Source organism: Microvirga arabica (assembly GCF_016811235.1).
Lineage (GTDB): Bacteria > Pseudomonadota > Alphaproteobacteria > Rhizobiales > Beijerinckiaceae > Microvirga > Microvirga arabica.
In genome coordinates this window covers 32382-48869 of record NZ_JAFBID010000008.1, presented here as the reverse complement: position 1 = coordinate 48869, position 16488 = coordinate 32382, and the positions used below count along the sequence as shown (strand labels likewise).

Genomic DNA, 16488 nt, shown 5'->3' with positions numbered 1-16488 from the left:
CCTTAAACCGCCACAATTAGGGTGCCTCAGAGCATGAAAGGCCGGACCTACCGGTCGCGTGAATGCGGGGTCATAAAAGACGTGGCGAACGGACGTGATCGGCGCGAGCCGGTGTTCGATGCGCCCGCTGAGCAAGCGGGGGAGCTGGAATTTCGCCTCTCGCCCGAGGACCGGGCAGGGGGAACGATGGCGCGCAGGCGAGCTTCTGGACCAGGCGGCGGCAGGCCTTCACGGCCTAAGAAAGCCAAGCGCCGCGGCGGCCGCTCGCTCTTCAGCAAGCTGATCTATGCCGGTCTCGTGCTCTGCCTCTGGGGCGTGATCGGCGTCGGCGGCATCGTGGCCTATTATGCCTCGCAGCTCCCGCCCATCGACCAGCTTGCGGTGCCCAAGCGCCCGCCGAACATCGCCATCCTGGCGAGCGACGGCTCGTTCCTCGCCAATCGCGGCGAGACGGGCGGCCGCACGGTCACGCTCAAGGAATTGCCGCCCTATCTTCCAAGAGCCTTCGTGGCCATCGAGGACCGGCGCTTCTACGACCATTACGGCATCGACCCGATCGGCATCGCCCGCGCGGTCTACCGCAACCTGAGCAACAGCGGCGGTCTGCAGGGCGGCTCGACACTTACCCAACAGCTTGCCAAGAACCTGTTCCTCACCCAGGAGCGCACCGCCTCGCGCAAGATCCAGGAGGCGATCCTGGCGCTCTGGCTCGAGCGCAACTACTCGAAGGACCAGCTCCTCGAACTCTATCTCAACCGGGTCTATTTCGGCGCCGGCGCCTATGGCGTCGAGGCGGCCGCCCAGCGCTATTACGGCAAGTCCGCGCGCAGCGTGTCGCTGTCGGAAGCCGCCGTGCTGGCGGGCCTCGTCCAGTCGCCGTCGCGGCTCGCTCCCAACCGCTATCCGGAGCGGGCGCAGGCGCGCGCTGAGCTCGTGATCGCGGCCATGAACGACCTCGGCTTCATCACGCCGGGGATGACCAAGACGGCCCTCAGCGCGCCCGCCGAGCCTGTTCGCCCGAACGGCGCGGGATCGGCCAATTACGCGGCCGATTACGTGATGGACGTGCTCGACGATTTCGTCGGCACCGTCGAGTCCGACATCGTGGTCTCGACCACCGTCGAGCCTGCGCTGCAATCCGCAGCCGAACGCGTGCTGGTGGACGAGCTCAACGCCAAGGGCCAGAAGTTCAACGTGAGCCAGGGCGCGGTCGTCGCCATGCAGCCGGACGGGGCCGTCAAAGCCCTGGTCGGCGGGCGCAATTACGAGACGAGCCAGTTCAACCGGGCCATCGCGGCCCGCCGCCAGCCGGGCTCGTCCTTCAAGCCCTTCGTCTATCTCGCCGCCATGGAGCGAGGCTACACCCCCGACATGGTGATGGAGGATGCGCCCGTCGCCTACAAGGGCTGGGCGCCCAAGAACTACGACCGCAAGTATCGCGGGCCGATCACGATCCGCGATGCGCTGGCGCTCTCGCTCAACACCGTCGCGGTGAAGCTCAACATGGAGGTGGGTCCCAAGACGGTGGCGCAGACCGCGCAGCGTCTCGGCATCTCGTCTCCGCTGCAGGCCAACGGCTCGCTCGCGCTCGGCACCTCCGAGGTGACGCCGCTGGAGCTGGTCTCCGCCTACGCGGCCTTCGCCAATGGCGGCATCGGCGTGACGCCCTACGTGATCACCCAGGTGAAGACCACCGACGGCAAGCTCATCTACAAGCGCCCGAGCTCGGGCGGCCTCGGGCGCGTCATCGATCCCGGCGTCGTGGCCCAGATGAACGACATGATGCACAACGTCTTCGTCATCGGCACTGCCCAGAAGGCACAGATCCCCGGCTGGACTCTCGCCGGCAAGACCGGCACCACCGACGACTACAAGGATGCCTGGTTCGTGGGCTTTTCCGGCAATCTCGTGGCCGGCGTGTGGCTCGGCAACGACGACGGCGCGCTCACGAAGCGCGTGACCGGCGGTAACCTGCCCACGGAAGTCTGGCACAACTTCATGACGGCTGCCCTCAAGGACAAGCAGCCCGTCCCCCTGCCCGGCCTCGAGCGCATGCGCACCCCGTCGGACATTCCCGGCGCAGGCGCAGGCGGACCGCGCTACGCCAATGCGGACGGCGAAGGCAGCTGGGTCGCGCCCGCGCCCCAGCGACGCGCGAGCCGCGAGAAGAACTTCTTTGAGAAGCTGTTCGGACTTTAAGGCTCGCCTTTACCTCTGACGCTGTCATTCCGGGGCGCCGCAGGCGAGCCCGGAATGACAGCGTCAGGAAAGAACATCTCGGCTCACCCGGCTCCTAATTCTGCAGCGTTAGCGGTTATGGATTCCGGGCTCTCGCTACCGCTCGCCCCGGAATGACAGTGGCGGGCTTGAACAAGCTCGGTAGAGATTACCCCGCACGTAATCGCCAGCCCTCTCTCCACACGACATGCTCCCTTCATCAAACGAAGGAGCCTGCCATGCCTGCCTATGCCGTCGGTCATCTGCACGATGTGAATGTCGGTCCCGACATCGTCGCGTATCTCAAGCACATCGACGCAACGCTCGAGCCCTTCGGCGGCCGTTTCATCATTCACGGGGGAAAGGTGACAATGATGGAAGGCTCCTGGTCGGGAGACCTGATCGTGATCGCGTTTCCGGACCGGGACAGCGCCCACGCGTGGTATGACTCTCCCGCGTATCGGCAGATCCTGCCCCTGCGCACCCGAAACTCGCGCGGCGATGTCTTTTTCATCGAGGGCGTCGATGCCGATCACAAGGCAACGGATGTGCTCGCCGGAGTCCCGGCGGATCAGCCCCTGGGCTGATGCCCTCGTGCACGGCTCGTTGCCAGGAACAGGATCAGCGCCAGCACACCGGTTGTCGCGATCGTCGCGGGCAGCGGAATCGCCGAGGCATCGAGGTTGCGCCCGAGGGCGATGCCCACGATGGCGGCAAACGTCATCTGGCAGATGCCGAGCAGCGACGACGCCGCGCCGGCCCGCTCCGGGAAGGGCATCAGGGCCGAGGCCATGGATTGCGGCATGGTGAGGCCGACGCCGATGCCATAGATCGCCATGGGGGCGCTGATGCTGAGCGAGGACGGCACGCCTGCAAGAACCAGGGCCAGCATGATGGCGCCGCCGATGGCGAGGCACGCAACGCCGAGCCGGATCGTGCCGTCGAGCCCGCGCCGTCCCACGAGATGCTGCGCGAGGTATGTGCCGCCGATGAAGCCCACCACCACGAAGGTGAAGGAGAAGGCAAAAGCCAGTTCATCCAGCCCGTAGATCTGCTGCAGCACGAAGGACGAGCCCGAGATGAAGGCGAAGAGCCCGCCATAGGTGAGCATGGAGAGGCCCACATAGGTGCGGTAGCCCGGGTGGCCAAGCAGCACTTGGAAGCCGCGCAGGATCGTCCCGAAGGAGATCGGCATCTCAGACTTCTTCCGGATGGTCTCCGGCATGCGCAGGCTGATGACGGCCGCCATGGCGATGCCGAACAGGATCATGACCGCGAAGGTCACGCGCCACCCCGAGACGCGCTCGATCACGCCGCCGAGGATAGGGGCGGCAGCCGGAACCACGCCCATGATCGTGCCCATGCGCGACAATTCCCGCCCGGCCCGCGGCCCCTCGTAGAAATCGCGCACGATGGCGCGCCCGAGCACGATGGGGCCGGAGGCGCCCAGCGCCTGCAGGAAGCGCGCGCCGATCAGGGTCTCAATGTTGGGTGCGAACGCGCAGATGAGGCTCGCCAGGGTGAAGAGCCCGAGCCCGAACAGCAGCACGGGCTTCCTCCCGATCCGGTCGGAGATCGGCCCATAGAAGAACTGCCCGGCGGCAAAGCCGAGGAGAAAGGCCGAGAGCGTGAGCTGCGTCTGGCCCGTGGTCGCCCCAAGGCCCGCCGCGATCGCCGGCAGCGAGGGCAGGTACATGTCCGTTGACAGGGGCCCCAAAGCGGTGAGCAGCGCCAGGACGACGGTGAGGGCCAGGGTGTCGGGCTTGAGCATTTCTTTGGGACAGCAGCAATGACGGAGGGTTTCGACTAAGCCGAAACGAAGGACCTGTCACTCACTAAGAGGCCTCTCACGTCATCACCGCCCTCGCCCCTTCACTCCGTGTCGTTTCCCTCCGACCTCATCCTGAGGAGGCGCGTCAGCGCCGTCTCGAAGGAGGCTCCAGAAGGCACTGGATGATCCTTCGAGACGCAGATTGCGTCTGCTTCTCAGAATGAGGCTGTGGTTCAAAAAGGGGCGGCCGACACAGGACCTGCCACGATGATGCGGTGCCCCTCACCCGATCCGGTGCAGGGCGCTGCCGTAGGCTTTGAGCCAGGCCTCCGCCTCGTCGGTGCGGGGGCAGAGCTGGTGGGTGATCTTCCAGAAGCGGTGGGAATGGTTGAGTTCGCGCAGGTGCGCCACCTCGTGGGCCGCGAGGTAGTCGAGCACGAAGGGCGGGGCCATGATCAGGCGCCAGGAGAAGTTGAGCGCCCCATTGGCCGAGCACGACCCCCAGCGGCTCTTGGTGTCGCGCACGGTGATGCGCTTGGCCGAGACGCCCAGCTGGGCCGTATGCTTCTTCACCGCAGCGGCGAAATCCTTCTTGGCCTCCACCTCGAGGAAGTCCCGTACCCGGCGAGCCACATGGGCGGCCTCGCCCGCCACCGCGATGATCGGCTCACCGGCGCCGCCCTTTGCGACCTGGGTCACGCCGCGGATCGACGACCAGTGGACGATCCGGTGGAGGACGCCGCGAACGGGCACCACCGCGCCCGGCTCGAAAACCACCCGCTCGGGCACCCTGGCGAGCCGGGTGGCGATCCACTGGCTGTGGCTGTCGGCGAATTTCTGGGCCAGGCCCACATCGGTGCGCTCGGGGATCGACAGCACGACCTCGCCGGTCGCGTTGGAGACGCGCAGCGTGATCCGTTTGGCCGTGGGACGGCGTTTGAGGGCCACCTTAAAGGCTTGGCCCTCATGCAGAACCTTGAGATGAGGCGGGTCCGCAGGGACGCGGCGGAACAGGGCGGATTTCATGTCCGCAATCTGCCCTGTCACGCTGATTCTGTCAGCGCAGCCGTTTGCCGCTCCTAAGAACGTATCAGGAACAGGCTCAGGCTCTTGACGCCTTCTTCCGGGCTGGTTCTCGATCGTGAGTCTCAATGAATTCAGCGATTCGAGGAGCGATCTGAGACCGGAACCGAGAACCGTTGAAGACGCCATAGTGACCGACCTTGGCCTGCAGATGATAGAGCTTCTTGTCGGAGGACAGGTTGGGGGTCAGCTCGAGGGCAGCGAGGGTCTGGCCCACGCCCGAAATGTCGTCCCGCTCGCCTTCGACCGCCATGATGGCGCAGCGCCGGATGGCCATGAGGTCCACCGGCTGGTCCCGGTGCATCATCTCGCCCTTGGGCAGTTCGTGGTTCACGAACACCTTCTCGACCGTCTGGAGGTAGAACTCGGCGGTCAGGTCCATGACGGCGAGATACTCGTCGTAGAACTCCCGGTGCTTCTCGGCTGAATCGCCGTCGCCCTCCACCAGGTGGTTGAACATGTCGTAATGGGCGGTCAGGTGCCGGTCGATGTTCATGGCCATGAAGCCGGAGAGCTGCTGGAAGCCCGGATAGACATCGCGCCAGAAGCCCGGATGGGACGGCGGCACCTTGGTGATGCAGTGGCGCTCGAACCACTCAATGCCGCGCTCCTCGGCCAGCCGGTTCACGGCCGTGGGGGAGCGGCGGGTGTCGATGGGGCCGCCCATGAGGGTCATGGAGCGCGGAATGCACGGGTCGTTCTCGGCCTCGAGGCGGGCGACGGCCGCGATGACCGGAACTGCCGGCTGGCACACGGCCATCAGGTGCAGGTCGGGGCCGAACGCGCGGCACAGGTCTTTGACGTAGTCGATGTAGTCGTCGAGATCGAAGCGTCCCTCGGCCAGGGGCACCATACGGGCATCGGTCCAGTCGGTGATCATCACCTGATGGGTGGGCAGGAAGGTCTCCACCGTGCCGCGCAGGAGCGTGGCGTAGTGGCCTGACATGGGCGCCACGATCAGCAGCTTCGGCTGGCTTTTGGCCACGGGATGATCCCGCTCGAAGGAGATGATTCGGCAGAACGGGCGCTCCCACACGATCCGCTCCATGACCGCCACCTCGGCACCGTCGATCACGGTGGTAGGCAGGTCGAAGGCGGGCTTGCCGTAGCGGCGGGTGGTGCGTTCGAACAACTCGCAGGCGGCGGAAACGGTGCGGCCGTAAGGGGTGTTGGTGAGCGGATTGCCGGGATTATCGAAAAAATGCTTCGTCAAATCGGAGGCCGCGCGGGCGGGGCTTAAGAGCCAATGCGCGGTATCGTACCAAACATAAGAAAAGTTCATAGAGTGTCCCCAAAGGCCGGGCGCCTGGTTCTTGCACAATGCAGTAGGCTTTATCCTCAACCGTAATATTAAGATTAAAGTTCCTTCAGCCTATTGCAACAACCTTGTCTGTCCACTGCGAAAACGGGCACCATACTTTGGTTTCGATGCATTGCCTGAGGCTTGCCGGTCGGAGCCCAAGTCGTGGGTAGGAAAATAGGCTGAGACCTCCTGCTTGGCGAACAGGGGGCCGGCCCTATTCTGTTCGATGATGTCCCGAATCGAGCCGAAGACCCTGACGCACCACGCCCGGCACCTGCGCCTGGACACTCTCGTCCGCCTGCGCTGGCTGGCCATCGCCGGTCAGGCCGCAGCCGTCATCGGGGTCCGCTTCGGCCTCGGATTCCCCCTGCCCTTCGCCCTGTGCCTTCTGGTGATCGTCGCCTCGGTCTGGGTCAACCTGCTGCTGCGCATCCAGTATCCGGCCAGCCACCGGCTCAGCGACAACGTGGCCACGGCGCTGCTCGCCTTCGACATCCTGCAGCTCGCCGGCCTCCTCTATCTGACCGGCGGGCTGGAAAACCCCTTCGCCATGCTGTTTCTGGCGCCCGTGCTCATCTCGGCCACGGCGCTCACGCCGGAGCGGACCCTGGGGCTCGGGCTGCTGGCCGTGGGCTGCGCGACCTTTCTCGTGCTCGCCCACCGGCCCTTGCCCTGGTTTCCGGGGCAGGCCTTCTCCCTGCCGTTCCTTTATGTGAGCGGGATCTGGACCGCGATCCTGCTCGGCACGGCCTTTACCGGCATCTATGCCTGGCGCGTGGCTGAAGAAGCCCGCCAGCTCGCCCAGGCGCTTGCCGCCACCGAGCTGGTGCTCGCCCGCGAGCAGCACCTGTCCCAGCTCGACGGCTTGGCGGCGGCGGCGGCCCATGAGCTCGGAACGCCGCTGGCCACCATCGCGCTGGTCACCAAGGAGCTGAGCCATGCCATGCCTAAGGACGGCCCCGTGGGCGAGGACCTGCGCCTCCTGCAGGAGCAGGTGGAGCGCTGCCGCACCATCCTGACGAAGCTCACCTCCATGGACGAGGACGACGGGGGAGAGTTCCTGGAGACGGTATCGCTGAGCCATCTGGTGGAGGACATTGTTGAGCCGCAGCGGGCGGTCGGCTTCGACGTGAAGGTGATCACGAAGGGCGACGGACCCGAACCCCTGTGCCGCCGCAATCCGGGGGTGGTCTACGGACTGTCCAACATCCTCGACAACGCCACGGACTTTGCCGAGAGCCAAGTGACGATCGAGGCCTGCTGGTCTCCTCACGAGGTTTTCATCGAGATCCGGGATGACGGCCCCGGTTACGCGCCCGATATCCTGCTCAGGGTCGGCGAGCCCTATGTCACCACGCGCAGCGCCGCCGAGCGGACGGAGGACAGCGAGGAGGGCGGAGGGCTTGGCTTGGGCCTGTTCATCGCCAAGACCCTGGTCGAGCGATCGGGGGCCGAACTGACCCTGACGAATGCCGCCCCGCCGGCCTCGGGCGCCATCGCGCGGATCGTTTGGCCGCGTCAGGCGTTTGAACGAAGTGCGGCAATTTCGCCGCAGGGAGGTTCGCTGGAGCCTCTCAAAGATTAGGGGATGAATTCCCATATGAGAAAGGAGCTGATCGGGCTCGCCTCATGAAGGAATGTCCTTAGGATGCAAGGAGATAGTCTGATGGCCGATGCGCCTGCCGCATTCGAAGATCGCGCCGACAAGAGTCTCTTGATCGTCGACGACGACCGGCCGTTCTCGACCCGTCTGGCCCGCGCCATGGAAGGCCGCGGCTACCAAGTTCGCGTGGCCGAGAGCGTGGCGGACGGCATTGCGGCCGTTGAAAACGAACCGCCGGCCTTTGCGGTGATCGACATGCGCCTCGGCGACGGCAATGGTCTCGACGTGATCGAGCGCCTGAAGCACCGCCGCCCGGATGCCCGCGGCGTCGTCCTCACCGGCTACGGCAACATCGCCACGGCCGTGACGGCCGTGAAGATGGGGGCTTTCGACTATCTCGCGAAGCCTGCCGATGCGGACGAGATTCATGCCGCCCTCATGGCCCAGCCGGGCGAACGGGCGCTTCCGCCGGAAAACCCCATGTCGGCCGACCGGGTGCGCTGGGAGCATATCCAGCGGGTCTACGAGCTCTGCGGCCGCAACGTGTCGGAGACGGCGCGGCGCCTCAACATGCACCGCCGGACCCTGCAGCGCATCCTCGCCAAACGCGCGCCTCGGTAACTCCCCTGCCTGTCATTCCGGGGCCGCCAAAGGCGGAGCCCGGAATCCATAAACACGACCTCTATCGACCAAGCGCATCGGGTGCCGCTCTACCTTACGCTGCTCCGTTAGCGTTCATGGATTCCGGGCTCTCGCTTCGCTCGCCCCGGAATGACAAGGTCGCGTTACAATCGTCCGTCCGCGACCCTGTCAGGATCGGCCAGCGCATGCAGCAGGGATGCGGCCGCATGCGCGAAGCGCAGGGTCACGGCCTTGCGGCGCGCGCCCGCCAGCGGGTGATGGGACGCCTCGCGCAGGATCGCCGCGCCGAAGCTGTCGGCGATGATCAGGCCGCGATCTTCCGGCAGGATATCGAACGGCACGGTTTCCGGCACGGCAAAATAGAACCGGTCGCAGAAATCCTCGTAGTCGGGCCATTTCCGGTCGGCCCGGAAATCCGCCACGCTCGACTTGATCTCGACGATGGTGAGCGCCCCGTCGGGCGCGAGCGCGATGAGATCGGCGCGCCGGCCGTTGGCAAGGGTGAACTCAGGCAGGGTCACGTGACCAAGCTGCGAGAACAGGCGACGCACGCCGCGCTGAACGCCGGCCGCCACCGGCGACTGGCGCCCGTCGACGGGCAGGATGATGGGGCGGGAAAGGGCTGCAGGCGAATCGGACATGGATCCAGGGTAGCCGCTCGTTGGCGTCCCGCAACGGCTCCGTTGTCGCGTTTGCCGCTGCTCCCTGCCCTCGCAAACGTGAACGGGGCACTGGAACGGTGGAGACAAGGTTGCGTTTCCAGACCCTCGGCTGAAGCCGCCACGCGTTGGCCGATCCGATGCGCAATCCCCCACAGGTGTTTTTCCAGGTTCCTCATGACATCCTCAGGTCAGGCCCGCGATGAAGCGGCTCTGCAAGCTTCCATCGATGCGGCTTTGAACTTGCGGCCCGACCGTGAGGGCGACGTCTGGCTGTTCGTCTACGGGGTTCTCGCGGCTGATCCTCCTTTCGCCTATCAGGATCGTGCCAAGGCGACCCTGCCCGGTTTTCGGCGCTCGTTCTGCCTCCACGATCCCTTCAACCGCGGCACGGAACAAGCGCCCGGCCTGGTGCTCGGGCTGGAGCCGGGAGAGGGTTGCGACGGGCTGGCCTATCGGATCGCCGCCAAGGATCTGCGCGAGGGTCTGAGCGCCGTCTGGCGGCAGGAAATGCGCTTTCCCTGCTACGAGCCGATCTGGAGGCAGGCTTCGCTTCCGGACGGCAGCCGCACAATCCTGACCTTCGACGCGAACCGGAACGGACCGTTCTATCGCCCCGAACCCGATGAGGCACAAGCAGCCGCCATCATTGCCGCCCGTGCCGGACCGGCGGGCACCAACCGGGCCTATCTGGATGAAACCATCCGGGCCTTCCGCGCCGCAGGTGTTGTCGATCCCTACCTGGACGGCGTGCAGATGCGCACGAGCAAGGCGAGGCCCACGGCACGCTCGACGGCCATCTGAGGGCCGCTCGTTAAGATGATCGAAAGCGGCTCCTCAGCACCGAGGTCAGCGGCATGACGTGGTTGCGCCGGAGCGCGATGACCATGACGCCGCAAAGCGCCAGCCCCGTCCCAACCGCCATGCGTGCGTCGAAGCGGTCGCCCGTCACGAGAATGCCCAGCGTCACCGTCAGCAGCGGGTTCATGATCAGCAGAGGGGCGATCATGTTGGCGGGATATCTCCTGATCAGGCCGTAATAGATCGTGTGAGCGATCAGCGACACGATGAGGGCGGAAAACAAGAGCGCTGCCACGAAGCTCCAGCCGGCTGCGAGCGCCTTGTCCGCCTGACCGGTCTCGAGCGTCGTTGTCAGGAGGATCATGGGCATCACCGAGGACAGCCCGATCCAAGCCTGAAACTGCAGCGGCTTCACGCCCTCGATCTGCTTCATCATTACGGCGGCGAGCGACCCCACGGCCGTGGAGGCCAGAACCAGGAGCAGGCCCGCGGAAAGCGGAAAGCCGCCGTTCGGGTCCCACATCACGAGCACGCCGCCGGCGAAGGTGAGCACGATGCCGAGGGCCCGCTTGGCATCAATCCGCTCGCCCAACATCAGAAGGGAGAGAAGCGCCGTGATCGGGATGCCGAGCTGGCTGACCACCGCGGCGCTGGACGGGCTCGCGGTCTTGATGCCGAGGAAGAACAGCGCGAAGCCGCCGCCGCCCATTAGGAACCCGACCAGGAGGATGCGCCATCGCGGCCGCGGGGCCGGCAGGAGCCAGGGCAGGGCGAGCACCGCCACGATGCCGAAGCGCACGGCCGCATAGAACAGGGGCGGGATTTCCATGTCTGAGACGACGATCTTGCTGACGATGGTATGGGCCGCCCACAGGAAGCAGACGAGGAACATCAGAAAGAGGTCGCGCAAGGCCATGATGTTGCATAGCTCGGCTACAGGGAGGGTTGCAAATGCCGGAAACGGGGGGCTGGCATGCCCCGGGACGATGGAACCGGATCCCCGCCCGTGCGGCGCATCGACCGGCCGGTGACGCGGCCAGGAACCGATTGCGCGGCTGTCACGTTCGACCCGATTGCCCACCGCCGCGGAGGTCCGTTTGCAGCCCGATACCAGAATCACCCTGGAGCGCATTGAAGGCTACATCGAGGGCTTTTGGTGGATCCTGCCCAACCTCGGCATCGCCCTTGTCGTCTCCGGGGTCTTCCTGGTGGCCGCCGGCATCGCGCGCCGGGCCGTATTGCGGGTGTTCAAGCGGCGGAGCCGGCCTGACCTCGCCACCATGCTGGCCGGTGCCGCGCGCTGGGCTGTCATCGGGCTCGGCTTCCTGGTGGTGGCCACCATCATTTTTCCGTCGATCAGCCCGGCGAATCTTCTCTCGACCCTCGGCATCGGGTCGATTGCTATCGGCTTCGCCTTCAAGGACATCCTGCAGAACTGGCTCGCCGGCCTGCTCATCCTCCTGCGCCAGCCGTTCCGGCAAGGCGACCAGATCGTCGTCGGCAAGCACGAGGGCACGGTTGAGCACATCGAAGCGCGGGCGACCCTGATCAAAACCTATGACGGGCGCCGGGTGATCATTCCGAACAGCGCCGTCTATACGGATGCGGTGACGGTCAACACCGCCTTCCCGCTGCGCCGCAGCCAGTACGATGTGGGCATCGGGTACAGCGACGACATCGACCACGCCTGCGACGTCATCCTCGCGGCGATCCGCAACGTCGAGGGCGTGGCGGAGGACCCGGCGCCGGAGGCCTTCGCCTGGGAGATCGCCAGCTCGTCCATCAATATCCGCGTCCGGTGGTGGACCCATTCCAAGCGCTCCGAGGTAGTGCGCACCCAGGGCCGCGTGGTCCGGGCGATGAAGAAGGCCCTCACCGAGGCCGAGATCGATCTGCCCTTCTCCACCAGCGTGGTTCTCCTGCACGACCAGACCGAGGAGGCGGACGGCGACCGTCGCCGCCAGCGGGAGGGCTGGCCGGCGGGAGACGCACCGCCCGCGCCCCGCCACCTCAACGAGGTGGTGGTCGAGGGCGGGTCCGACCGCTCACGCCCCGAGGAGGGCAGGCCGCCTTCGCGGCGCCGGTCCTGATCATGGCTGCGGGGCGCCGGAGACCTCCCGTTCCGGCCGCAGGTCCCGGCGCAGGGCCGCAATCTCGCCCCGCAGCGCGGCGATCTCCTTCGCGCCCGCCACCTCGCCCTGATCCGACGCTGCATCGCGCCCGACGAAGAAGGACGCGAAGCTCGCCGTGATGTAGCCGAACACGGCAAAGCCGTAGAGAGCGAGCAGGAAGCACAGGATGCGCCCCTCCGGGGTCTTCGGCCAGAACTCCGACCCCATGGTGGCGAGCAGCATCCCGGTCCACCATAGGGCATCGGGATAGCTCTCGAACCCGCCCTCCACCTGCGATGCCGGCTCGAAGGCAAGCATTCCGCCGGCGCCCAGGAGCGCGACCAGCACGGTGAGGCCCGTGACGTAGCCCAGCCCGCGCCGGCTCAGGCTCGCCCGCAGGGCGTTCATGCCCCTGTTGGCGGTGCCGACGATGCGCACCAGCCGAAGGCTGCGGGCGGCGCGCGCCGCCCGCAGGACGCGGAAGGCGCGAAAGAGCCGGAAGGCGGGAACGGCCAGGGCGATGATCGTGAGCCAGTTCCGGCTGAGGAAGGCGGTCTTTTCAGGCGCGAGCGCGAAGCGAACGACGAACTCGACGATGAAGGCGATCCAGATCGCGGTGCCGAAGGTCTCCAGCGCGTCGGAGGTCCCCCAGATCAGCTCGACCACCACCAGCAGGAGCCACAGAAAGCTGAGCACCAGCATCGGGGTCCGCAGCCATTCGTCGAGTTCGGCCAGGGCGTTCCAGCGCTCGTCCTCGCTCGGTGCCGGTGCTTGATGTTGAGGATCGTCTGCCATCGAAGGTCTCCTGAACGCTTCCGGAGACAACCACGCCCAATGACGGACGGGTCCGAGGCTCTAATGCAGCATCAGGTGGTGCGGCGACAGGTTCTCCAGCATGTCGCGCAGGTCCTCCATGTGCGGATTGATCCCGAGCGCGATCTGGAAGGCGGCGCGCGCCTCGTTGAGGTGGCCGTGGCGCAGGCAGATGTTGCCGAACCCGGCGACGGCGCCGAAATGGCGCGGTTCGAGGCGCAGGGTCTGGGCGATGTCGAGCAGGCTGTCCGCATCGCGCTTCTCGATGGAGGCGAGCGTCGCTCGCTTGTTCCAGGCCTCGGGCCAGCCCGGATATAGGGCGACCAGATGGTCGAGCAGCGGCCGGGCCTTCTTGAGCGAGCCGGACCCCAAGGCCTCCACGGCCGCCGCCATGGTCTCCTCGGCGATCCGGTCCTCGTGCGAGCTCCACAAGGCCCAGATCTGGTCTTCGATCTCCTCCACGGGCCGGGGCGGCTCGTCCATCGCGAGCTCCTGGAAGAGAGCGGTCAGGCGGCGCGGCAGATCCGGGTGTGGGGTGTGGGTCGGAACCTCGAGAACGAGCTGGAAAACCGGATCGAGCGGCAAGGGGGACGGCAGGGGGGACGTCATGGGCGGGCTTACCGATCCTCCATGGCAGGCAGCCAAGGCAGGGGACATAGAGTCGAAGCGCGGCCCGGCGAGAGGGCAAATCGGCGCCCGTGCAGAAAGGCGCTCCGATGCGGCCTGCGCAGCCGAAGGGCCGCGCCGGTGACAAGCACCCCCGGTTTTCCCGTCGGCGCGATGCGCTACTTACATGATGAAGCATCGGGTGAGTTCCAAAAGTGGTTTCCACTTTTCGGTCCGATGCTCTAGGTTCCGCTAACGTCATCGAAGCCGAACGATCATTGGAGCTGCTCTTGGGAGCCGTCATCGAGCGCGACCCGCTGCGCCTGGCCTGGAAAACCTCGCCCGTCCGCCATGTTGCGGGCTTCGGCCTCCTGATGCTGGCGGGCTTCCTGATCCTGATCGGCCTCGATCTGGTCCGGCAGATCGTCGATCGGGCGACCGGCGGGCCTGACGCCTGGAACGCGCCAGCCAGCTTTCTGCGGATCGCCCTCACCCCGCCGGCCGACCTGTGGCCGGAATCCGTGGTTCTGTTCCCCGGCTTTGCCCTCGATCCCGAGAGCTTCGCCATCGCGGCCGTTGCCGGCGTGCTGCTCGTCCCCCTGGCCCTCGGCCTGATCCTGGTGGCGCTCGAATGGGTGGCGGTCGGCATCGGCCTGCGCATGCTGACCAGGGCCCAGTCGGCGGCCCTCGACATCATCCTGAAAGTGCCCTCAGCGTCGCACGACGAGATCGCCATGATCGCGACGCTCGCCTCCCGGGGGCTCGCCCGCGAAAACGGCGTGCTGGGGTCGAGCCTTCTGGTTCCGGTGAAGCTCGGAGGCATGATCGGGCTCGCCTGCGCCTATGTGTTCGTCATGGACTGGCATCTGGGTGCGGTTCTGGCCGTGGCGCTTGCCCTTGCGGCCGTCGTGAGCGCGCGCCGGGCGCTCCTGCGCTTCGACGCCGCTGCCGCCCGCAGCCGGGAGGGCGACGAGGCCGAAGGCGTGTTCGCGGGTCTCGAGCAGCGCCTGCCGGCCCTGCGCGCCCACGGCACCGCGCCTTTCGAGCGCGACCGGGTGCGCCAGGCCCTGGTCGGCGGCCATCGTCCGGTGATGCGGCAGGAGTACCGCCTGGCCATCACGGAGGCAGCCTCGGCGGCCATGCTGATGATGGCCCCCCTGGCGGTTCTGGCCCTCGGCGCCTGGTTCTCGCAGTCCCGCCCCCTGACGGCCGGAACGGTCGCGGCCAGTGTGCTCGCGGCGGCGCTCGCCGCCTACGGCACCCGCGAGGTGGTGCAGTGGCACCGGCTGATCATGCGGGCCAGGGCATTGCTCATCGATCTCGGCAAGGGCCTGGCACCGCTGAAGCTGCGCGCCGCCCTCAAGGGCAAGGCGAGCCTGCCAGAGAACGGTGCGCTCGTGGCCCAAGGAGTCTCCGCCTACGATCCGGCCAGCGGCGCACGCGTTGCCTCCGTCAATCTCACCCTCGCCTTCCCGTCCCACGTGGCCCTGGTGGGCGACGGGGATGCGGGCCCGCGGCTTCTCGCGGCGCTCATGAGCGGCCAGCTGCCGCCCTCCATGGGCCGCCTGACCTATGGCGGCGTCGATCTTTCCGCTGCCAGCCCCGTGGAGCGCAGCCAGCGCATCGCCTTCACGGGGCAGACGGTGCTGATCGAGGGCAGCCTGAAGGACAACCTGCTTTATGGCTGCTCCGCACCGGCGGGCGAACGGGACCACCGCCTCTCCGAGGCCATCGCCATCGCCGGGCTCGACCGCCTGACCCATGCCCGCGGCCTCTCCGGCACCATCGATCCCGCCCGGGAGCCGAAATTCGCCGAGGCCGTGGTGGCCGCGCGCCGCTTCGTCGAGGCGGCGCTCGCGGCCGAGAACCTCGACCGCTTCGTCGATCCCTTCAACGCGGCCCGCTACAACCGCTATGCCACGATCGGTGAGAACCTGCTCTTCGGCAAACCCATCGGCGATGCCTTCCACGAGGATCGCCTGTCGAGCCACCCCTTCGTGCGCGCCGTCCTGGAGGCCAACGAGCTCACCAAGCCGCTCGCCCGCATGGGCCTGTCCATCGCCACCAGCATGATCGAGATCTTCGCGGAGATCCCGGACGGGTCCCCGCTCTTCGACCGCTTCTCCTTCTTCTCGTCCGCGGACCGGCCCTATTTCCAGGATCTCGTCGACCGGAAGAACGAGCAGCGCCGCAGCGACAAGACATCCCGCGATCAGGAGCGCCTGATCGGCCTGGCGCTGCGCTACAACGAGAGCCGGCACCGCCTGGGGTTGCTCGAACCGACCCTGGAGGAGCGCATCCTCGTGGCCCGGGCCGATTTCGCCCGCATGCTGCCGGTGAGCCTGAAATCCTCCATCGAGTTCTACGACGAAGCGCGGTTCTGCGCGGCGGCGAGCATTCAGGACAACCTGCTCTTCGGCCGCATCGCGGCCGACCAGGCCGGCGCCCTCGACGCCGTGCAGGAGGTGACCCGCCGGGTGCTGACCCAGCGCGGCCTCGACGGCGAGGTCTCGCGCATCGGCCTCGACACGCCGATCGATCCGCAAGGGGACGACCTGACCCTCACCGAGCTGGCGGCCGTCGATCTCGTGCGCGGCCTCGTGCGCCGGCCGAGCATCCTGGTGGTTCAGCGGGCCCTCGACGGCCTGCCGGGACCGGCCGCCGACCGGCTTGTGATGAACCTGCGCCGGGCGCTCGTGGGCCGCGGCCTGATCCTGGTGACGCCCGAGATCTCGCCCGCCATGGATCAACCGCCCTTCGATGCTGTTATCCATTTCGAGCGGGGCGAACCCGTGATGGAGCGTCGCACCCGGCGTCTGGAGGCGTTAAGTGCGTGACATCTTTGGTCTTGACCGGTCATCCTTGTCGTGGGCAGCTTA

General features: G+C 66.8%; 14 protein-coding genes. 7 read left to right on the top strand and 7 right to left on the bottom strand.

Annotation, left to right across the window (positions count from 1 at the left end):
* The first annotated feature begins 81 nt into the window (after positions 1–81).
* Complete coding sequence (locus JQC81_RS06255) at positions 82–2199, top strand: transglycosylase domain-containing protein (RefSeq protein WP_312887485.1); 2118 nt, start codon at positions 82–84, stop codon at positions 2197–2199.
* A 257-nt stretch (positions 2200–2456) separates the two neighbouring features.
* Entirely contained in the window at positions 2457–2804 is a 348-nt protein-coding gene (locus JQC81_RS06250) for a DUF1330 domain-containing protein (RefSeq protein WP_203270956.1), read from the top strand.
* Here JQC81_RS06250 and JQC81_RS06245 read toward each other — a convergent pair.
* From JQC81_RS06245 to JQC81_RS06235, 3 genes are all read right to left on the bottom strand, one after another.
* Entirely contained in the window at positions 2789–3988 is a 1200-nt protein-coding gene (locus JQC81_RS06245; protein ID WP_203270955.1) for a multidrug effflux MFS transporter, read from the bottom strand. The genes JQC81_RS06250 and JQC81_RS06245 overlap by 16 nt on opposite strands.
* 282 nt (positions 3989–4270) lie before the next feature.
* A complete protein-coding gene (locus JQC81_RS06240; protein WP_203270954.1) occupies positions 4271–5014 on the bottom strand; it encodes a M48 family metallopeptidase in 744 nt (247 codons plus the stop codon).
* A 76-nt stretch (positions 5015–5090) separates the two neighbouring features.
* Complete coding sequence (locus JQC81_RS06235; RefSeq protein WP_203270953.1) at positions 5091–6353, bottom strand: polyhydroxyalkanoate depolymerase; 1263 nt, start codon at positions 6351–6353, stop codon at positions 5091–5093.
* A 250-nt stretch (positions 6354–6603) separates the two neighbouring features.
* On the opposite strand from JQC81_RS06235, the gene JQC81_RS06230 reads away from it, so the two are divergent.
* Both JQC81_RS06230 and JQC81_RS06225 read left to right on the top strand, forming a co-directional pair.
* The gene (locus tag JQC81_RS06230) at positions 6604–7959 is read left to right on the top strand and encodes an ActS/PrrB/RegB family redox-sensitive histidine kinase (protein WP_203270952.1); all 1356 of its coding nucleotides are present in this window, start codon (positions 6604–6606) and stop codon (positions 7957–7959) included.
* Between the two features lie 81 nt (positions 7960–8040).
* Positions 8041–8598, top strand: a complete 558-nt coding sequence (locus JQC81_RS06225; RefSeq protein WP_152568916.1) for an ActR/PrrA/RegA family redox response regulator transcription factor — start codon at positions 8041–8043, stop codon at positions 8596–8598.
* A 164-nt stretch (positions 8599–8762) separates the two neighbouring features.
* Here the strand turns inward: JQC81_RS06225 and JQC81_RS06220 are convergent, their stop codons facing one another.
* A complete protein-coding gene (locus JQC81_RS06220; RefSeq protein ID WP_203270951.1) occupies positions 8763–9260 on the bottom strand; it encodes an MmcB family DNA repair protein in 498 nt (165 codons plus the stop codon).
* 195 nt (positions 9261–9455) lie between these two features.
* Between JQC81_RS06220 and JQC81_RS06215 the strand changes: the two genes are divergently transcribed.
* Positions 9456–10082 carry a gamma-glutamylcyclotransferase gene (locus tag JQC81_RS06215; RefSeq protein WP_203270950.1) on the top strand — a complete coding sequence of 209 codons (627 nt, stop codon included), beginning with the start codon at positions 9456–9458 and terminating at the stop codon, positions 10080–10082.
* A gap of 10 nt (positions 10083–10092) precedes the next feature.
* Here the strand turns inward: JQC81_RS06215 and JQC81_RS06210 are convergent, their stop codons facing one another.
* Complete coding sequence (locus JQC81_RS06210; protein WP_203270949.1) at positions 10093–10995, bottom strand: DMT family transporter; 903 nt, start codon at positions 10993–10995, stop codon at positions 10093–10095.
* A 181-nt stretch (positions 10996–11176) separates the two neighbouring features.
* On the opposite strand from JQC81_RS06210, the gene JQC81_RS06205 reads away from it, so the two are divergent.
* Positions 11177–12169 carry a mechanosensitive ion channel family protein gene (locus tag JQC81_RS06205; RefSeq protein WP_203270948.1) on the top strand — a complete coding sequence of 331 codons (993 nt, stop codon included), beginning with the start codon at positions 11177–11179 and terminating at the stop codon, positions 12167–12169.
* Here the strand turns inward: JQC81_RS06205 and JQC81_RS06200 are convergent, their stop codons facing one another.
* Together JQC81_RS06200 and JQC81_RS06195 are read right to left on the bottom strand one after the other, a co-directional pair.
* A complete protein-coding gene (locus JQC81_RS06200; protein ID WP_203270947.1) occupies positions 12170–12985 on the bottom strand; it encodes a potassium channel family protein in 816 nt (271 codons plus the stop codon).
* 60 nt (positions 12986–13045) lie between these two features.
* Positions 13046–13612: a tetratricopeptide repeat protein gene (locus tag JQC81_RS06195; protein ID WP_203270946.1), complete on the bottom strand. Its 567-nt coding sequence runs from the start codon at positions 13610–13612 to the stop codon at positions 13046–13048.
* A gap of 287 nt (positions 13613–13899) precedes the next feature.
* Here JQC81_RS06195 and JQC81_RS06190 point away from each other — a divergent pair, with 287 nt between their 5' ends.
* Positions 13900–16446 (top strand): ABC transporter ATP-binding protein, encoded by a 2547-nt coding sequence (locus JQC81_RS06190; protein ID WP_203270945.1) that lies wholly within the window; start codon positions 13900–13902, stop codon positions 16444–16446.
* The last annotated feature ends 42 nt before the right edge of the window (positions 16447–16488 follow it).

What these genes read in the sequence shown, in the direction of transcription:
- JQC81_RS06225 (WP_152568916.1), top strand. Translation starts at nt 8,041, where the DNA reads ATGGCCGATGCGCCTGCCGCATTCGAAGATCGCGCCGACAAGAGTCTC.
- JQC81_RS06210 (WP_203270949.1), bottom strand. Translation starts at nt 10,995, where the DNA reads ATGGCCTTGCGCGACCTCTTTCTGATGTTCCTCGTCTGCTTCCTGTGG.
- JQC81_RS06235 (WP_203270953.1), bottom strand. Translation starts at nt 6,353, where the DNA reads ATGAACTTTTCTTATGTTTGGTACGATACCGCGCATTGGCTCTTAAGC.
- JQC81_RS06215 (WP_203270950.1), top strand. Translation starts at nt 9,456, where the DNA reads ATGACATCCTCAGGTCAGGCCCGCGATGAAGCGGCTCTGCAAGCTTCC.
- JQC81_RS06245 (WP_203270955.1), bottom strand. Translation starts at nt 3,988, where the DNA reads ATGCTCAAGCCCGACACCCTGGCCCTCACCGTCGTCCTGGCGCTGCTC.
- JQC81_RS06195 (WP_203270946.1), bottom strand. Translation starts at nt 13,612, where the DNA reads ATGACGTCCCCCCTGCCGTCCCCCTTGCCGCTCGATCCGGTTTTCCAG.
- JQC81_RS06230 (WP_203270952.1), top strand. Translation starts at nt 6,604, where the DNA reads ATGTCCCGAATCGAGCCGAAGACCCTGACGCACCACGCCCGGCACCTG.
- JQC81_RS06240 (WP_203270954.1), bottom strand. Translation starts at nt 5,014, where the DNA reads ATGAAATCCGCCCTGTTCCGCCGCGTCCCTGCGGACCCGCCTCATCTC.
- JQC81_RS06200 (WP_203270947.1), bottom strand. Translation starts at nt 12,985, where the DNA reads ATGGCAGACGATCCTCAACATCAAGCACCGGCACCGAGCGAGGACGAG.
- JQC81_RS06250 (WP_203270956.1), top strand. Translation starts at nt 2,457, where the DNA reads ATGCCTGCCTATGCCGTCGGTCATCTGCACGATGTGAATGTCGGTCCC.
- JQC81_RS06220 (WP_203270951.1), bottom strand. Translation starts at nt 9,260, where the DNA reads ATGTCCGATTCGCCTGCAGCCCTTTCCCGCCCCATCATCCTGCCCGTC.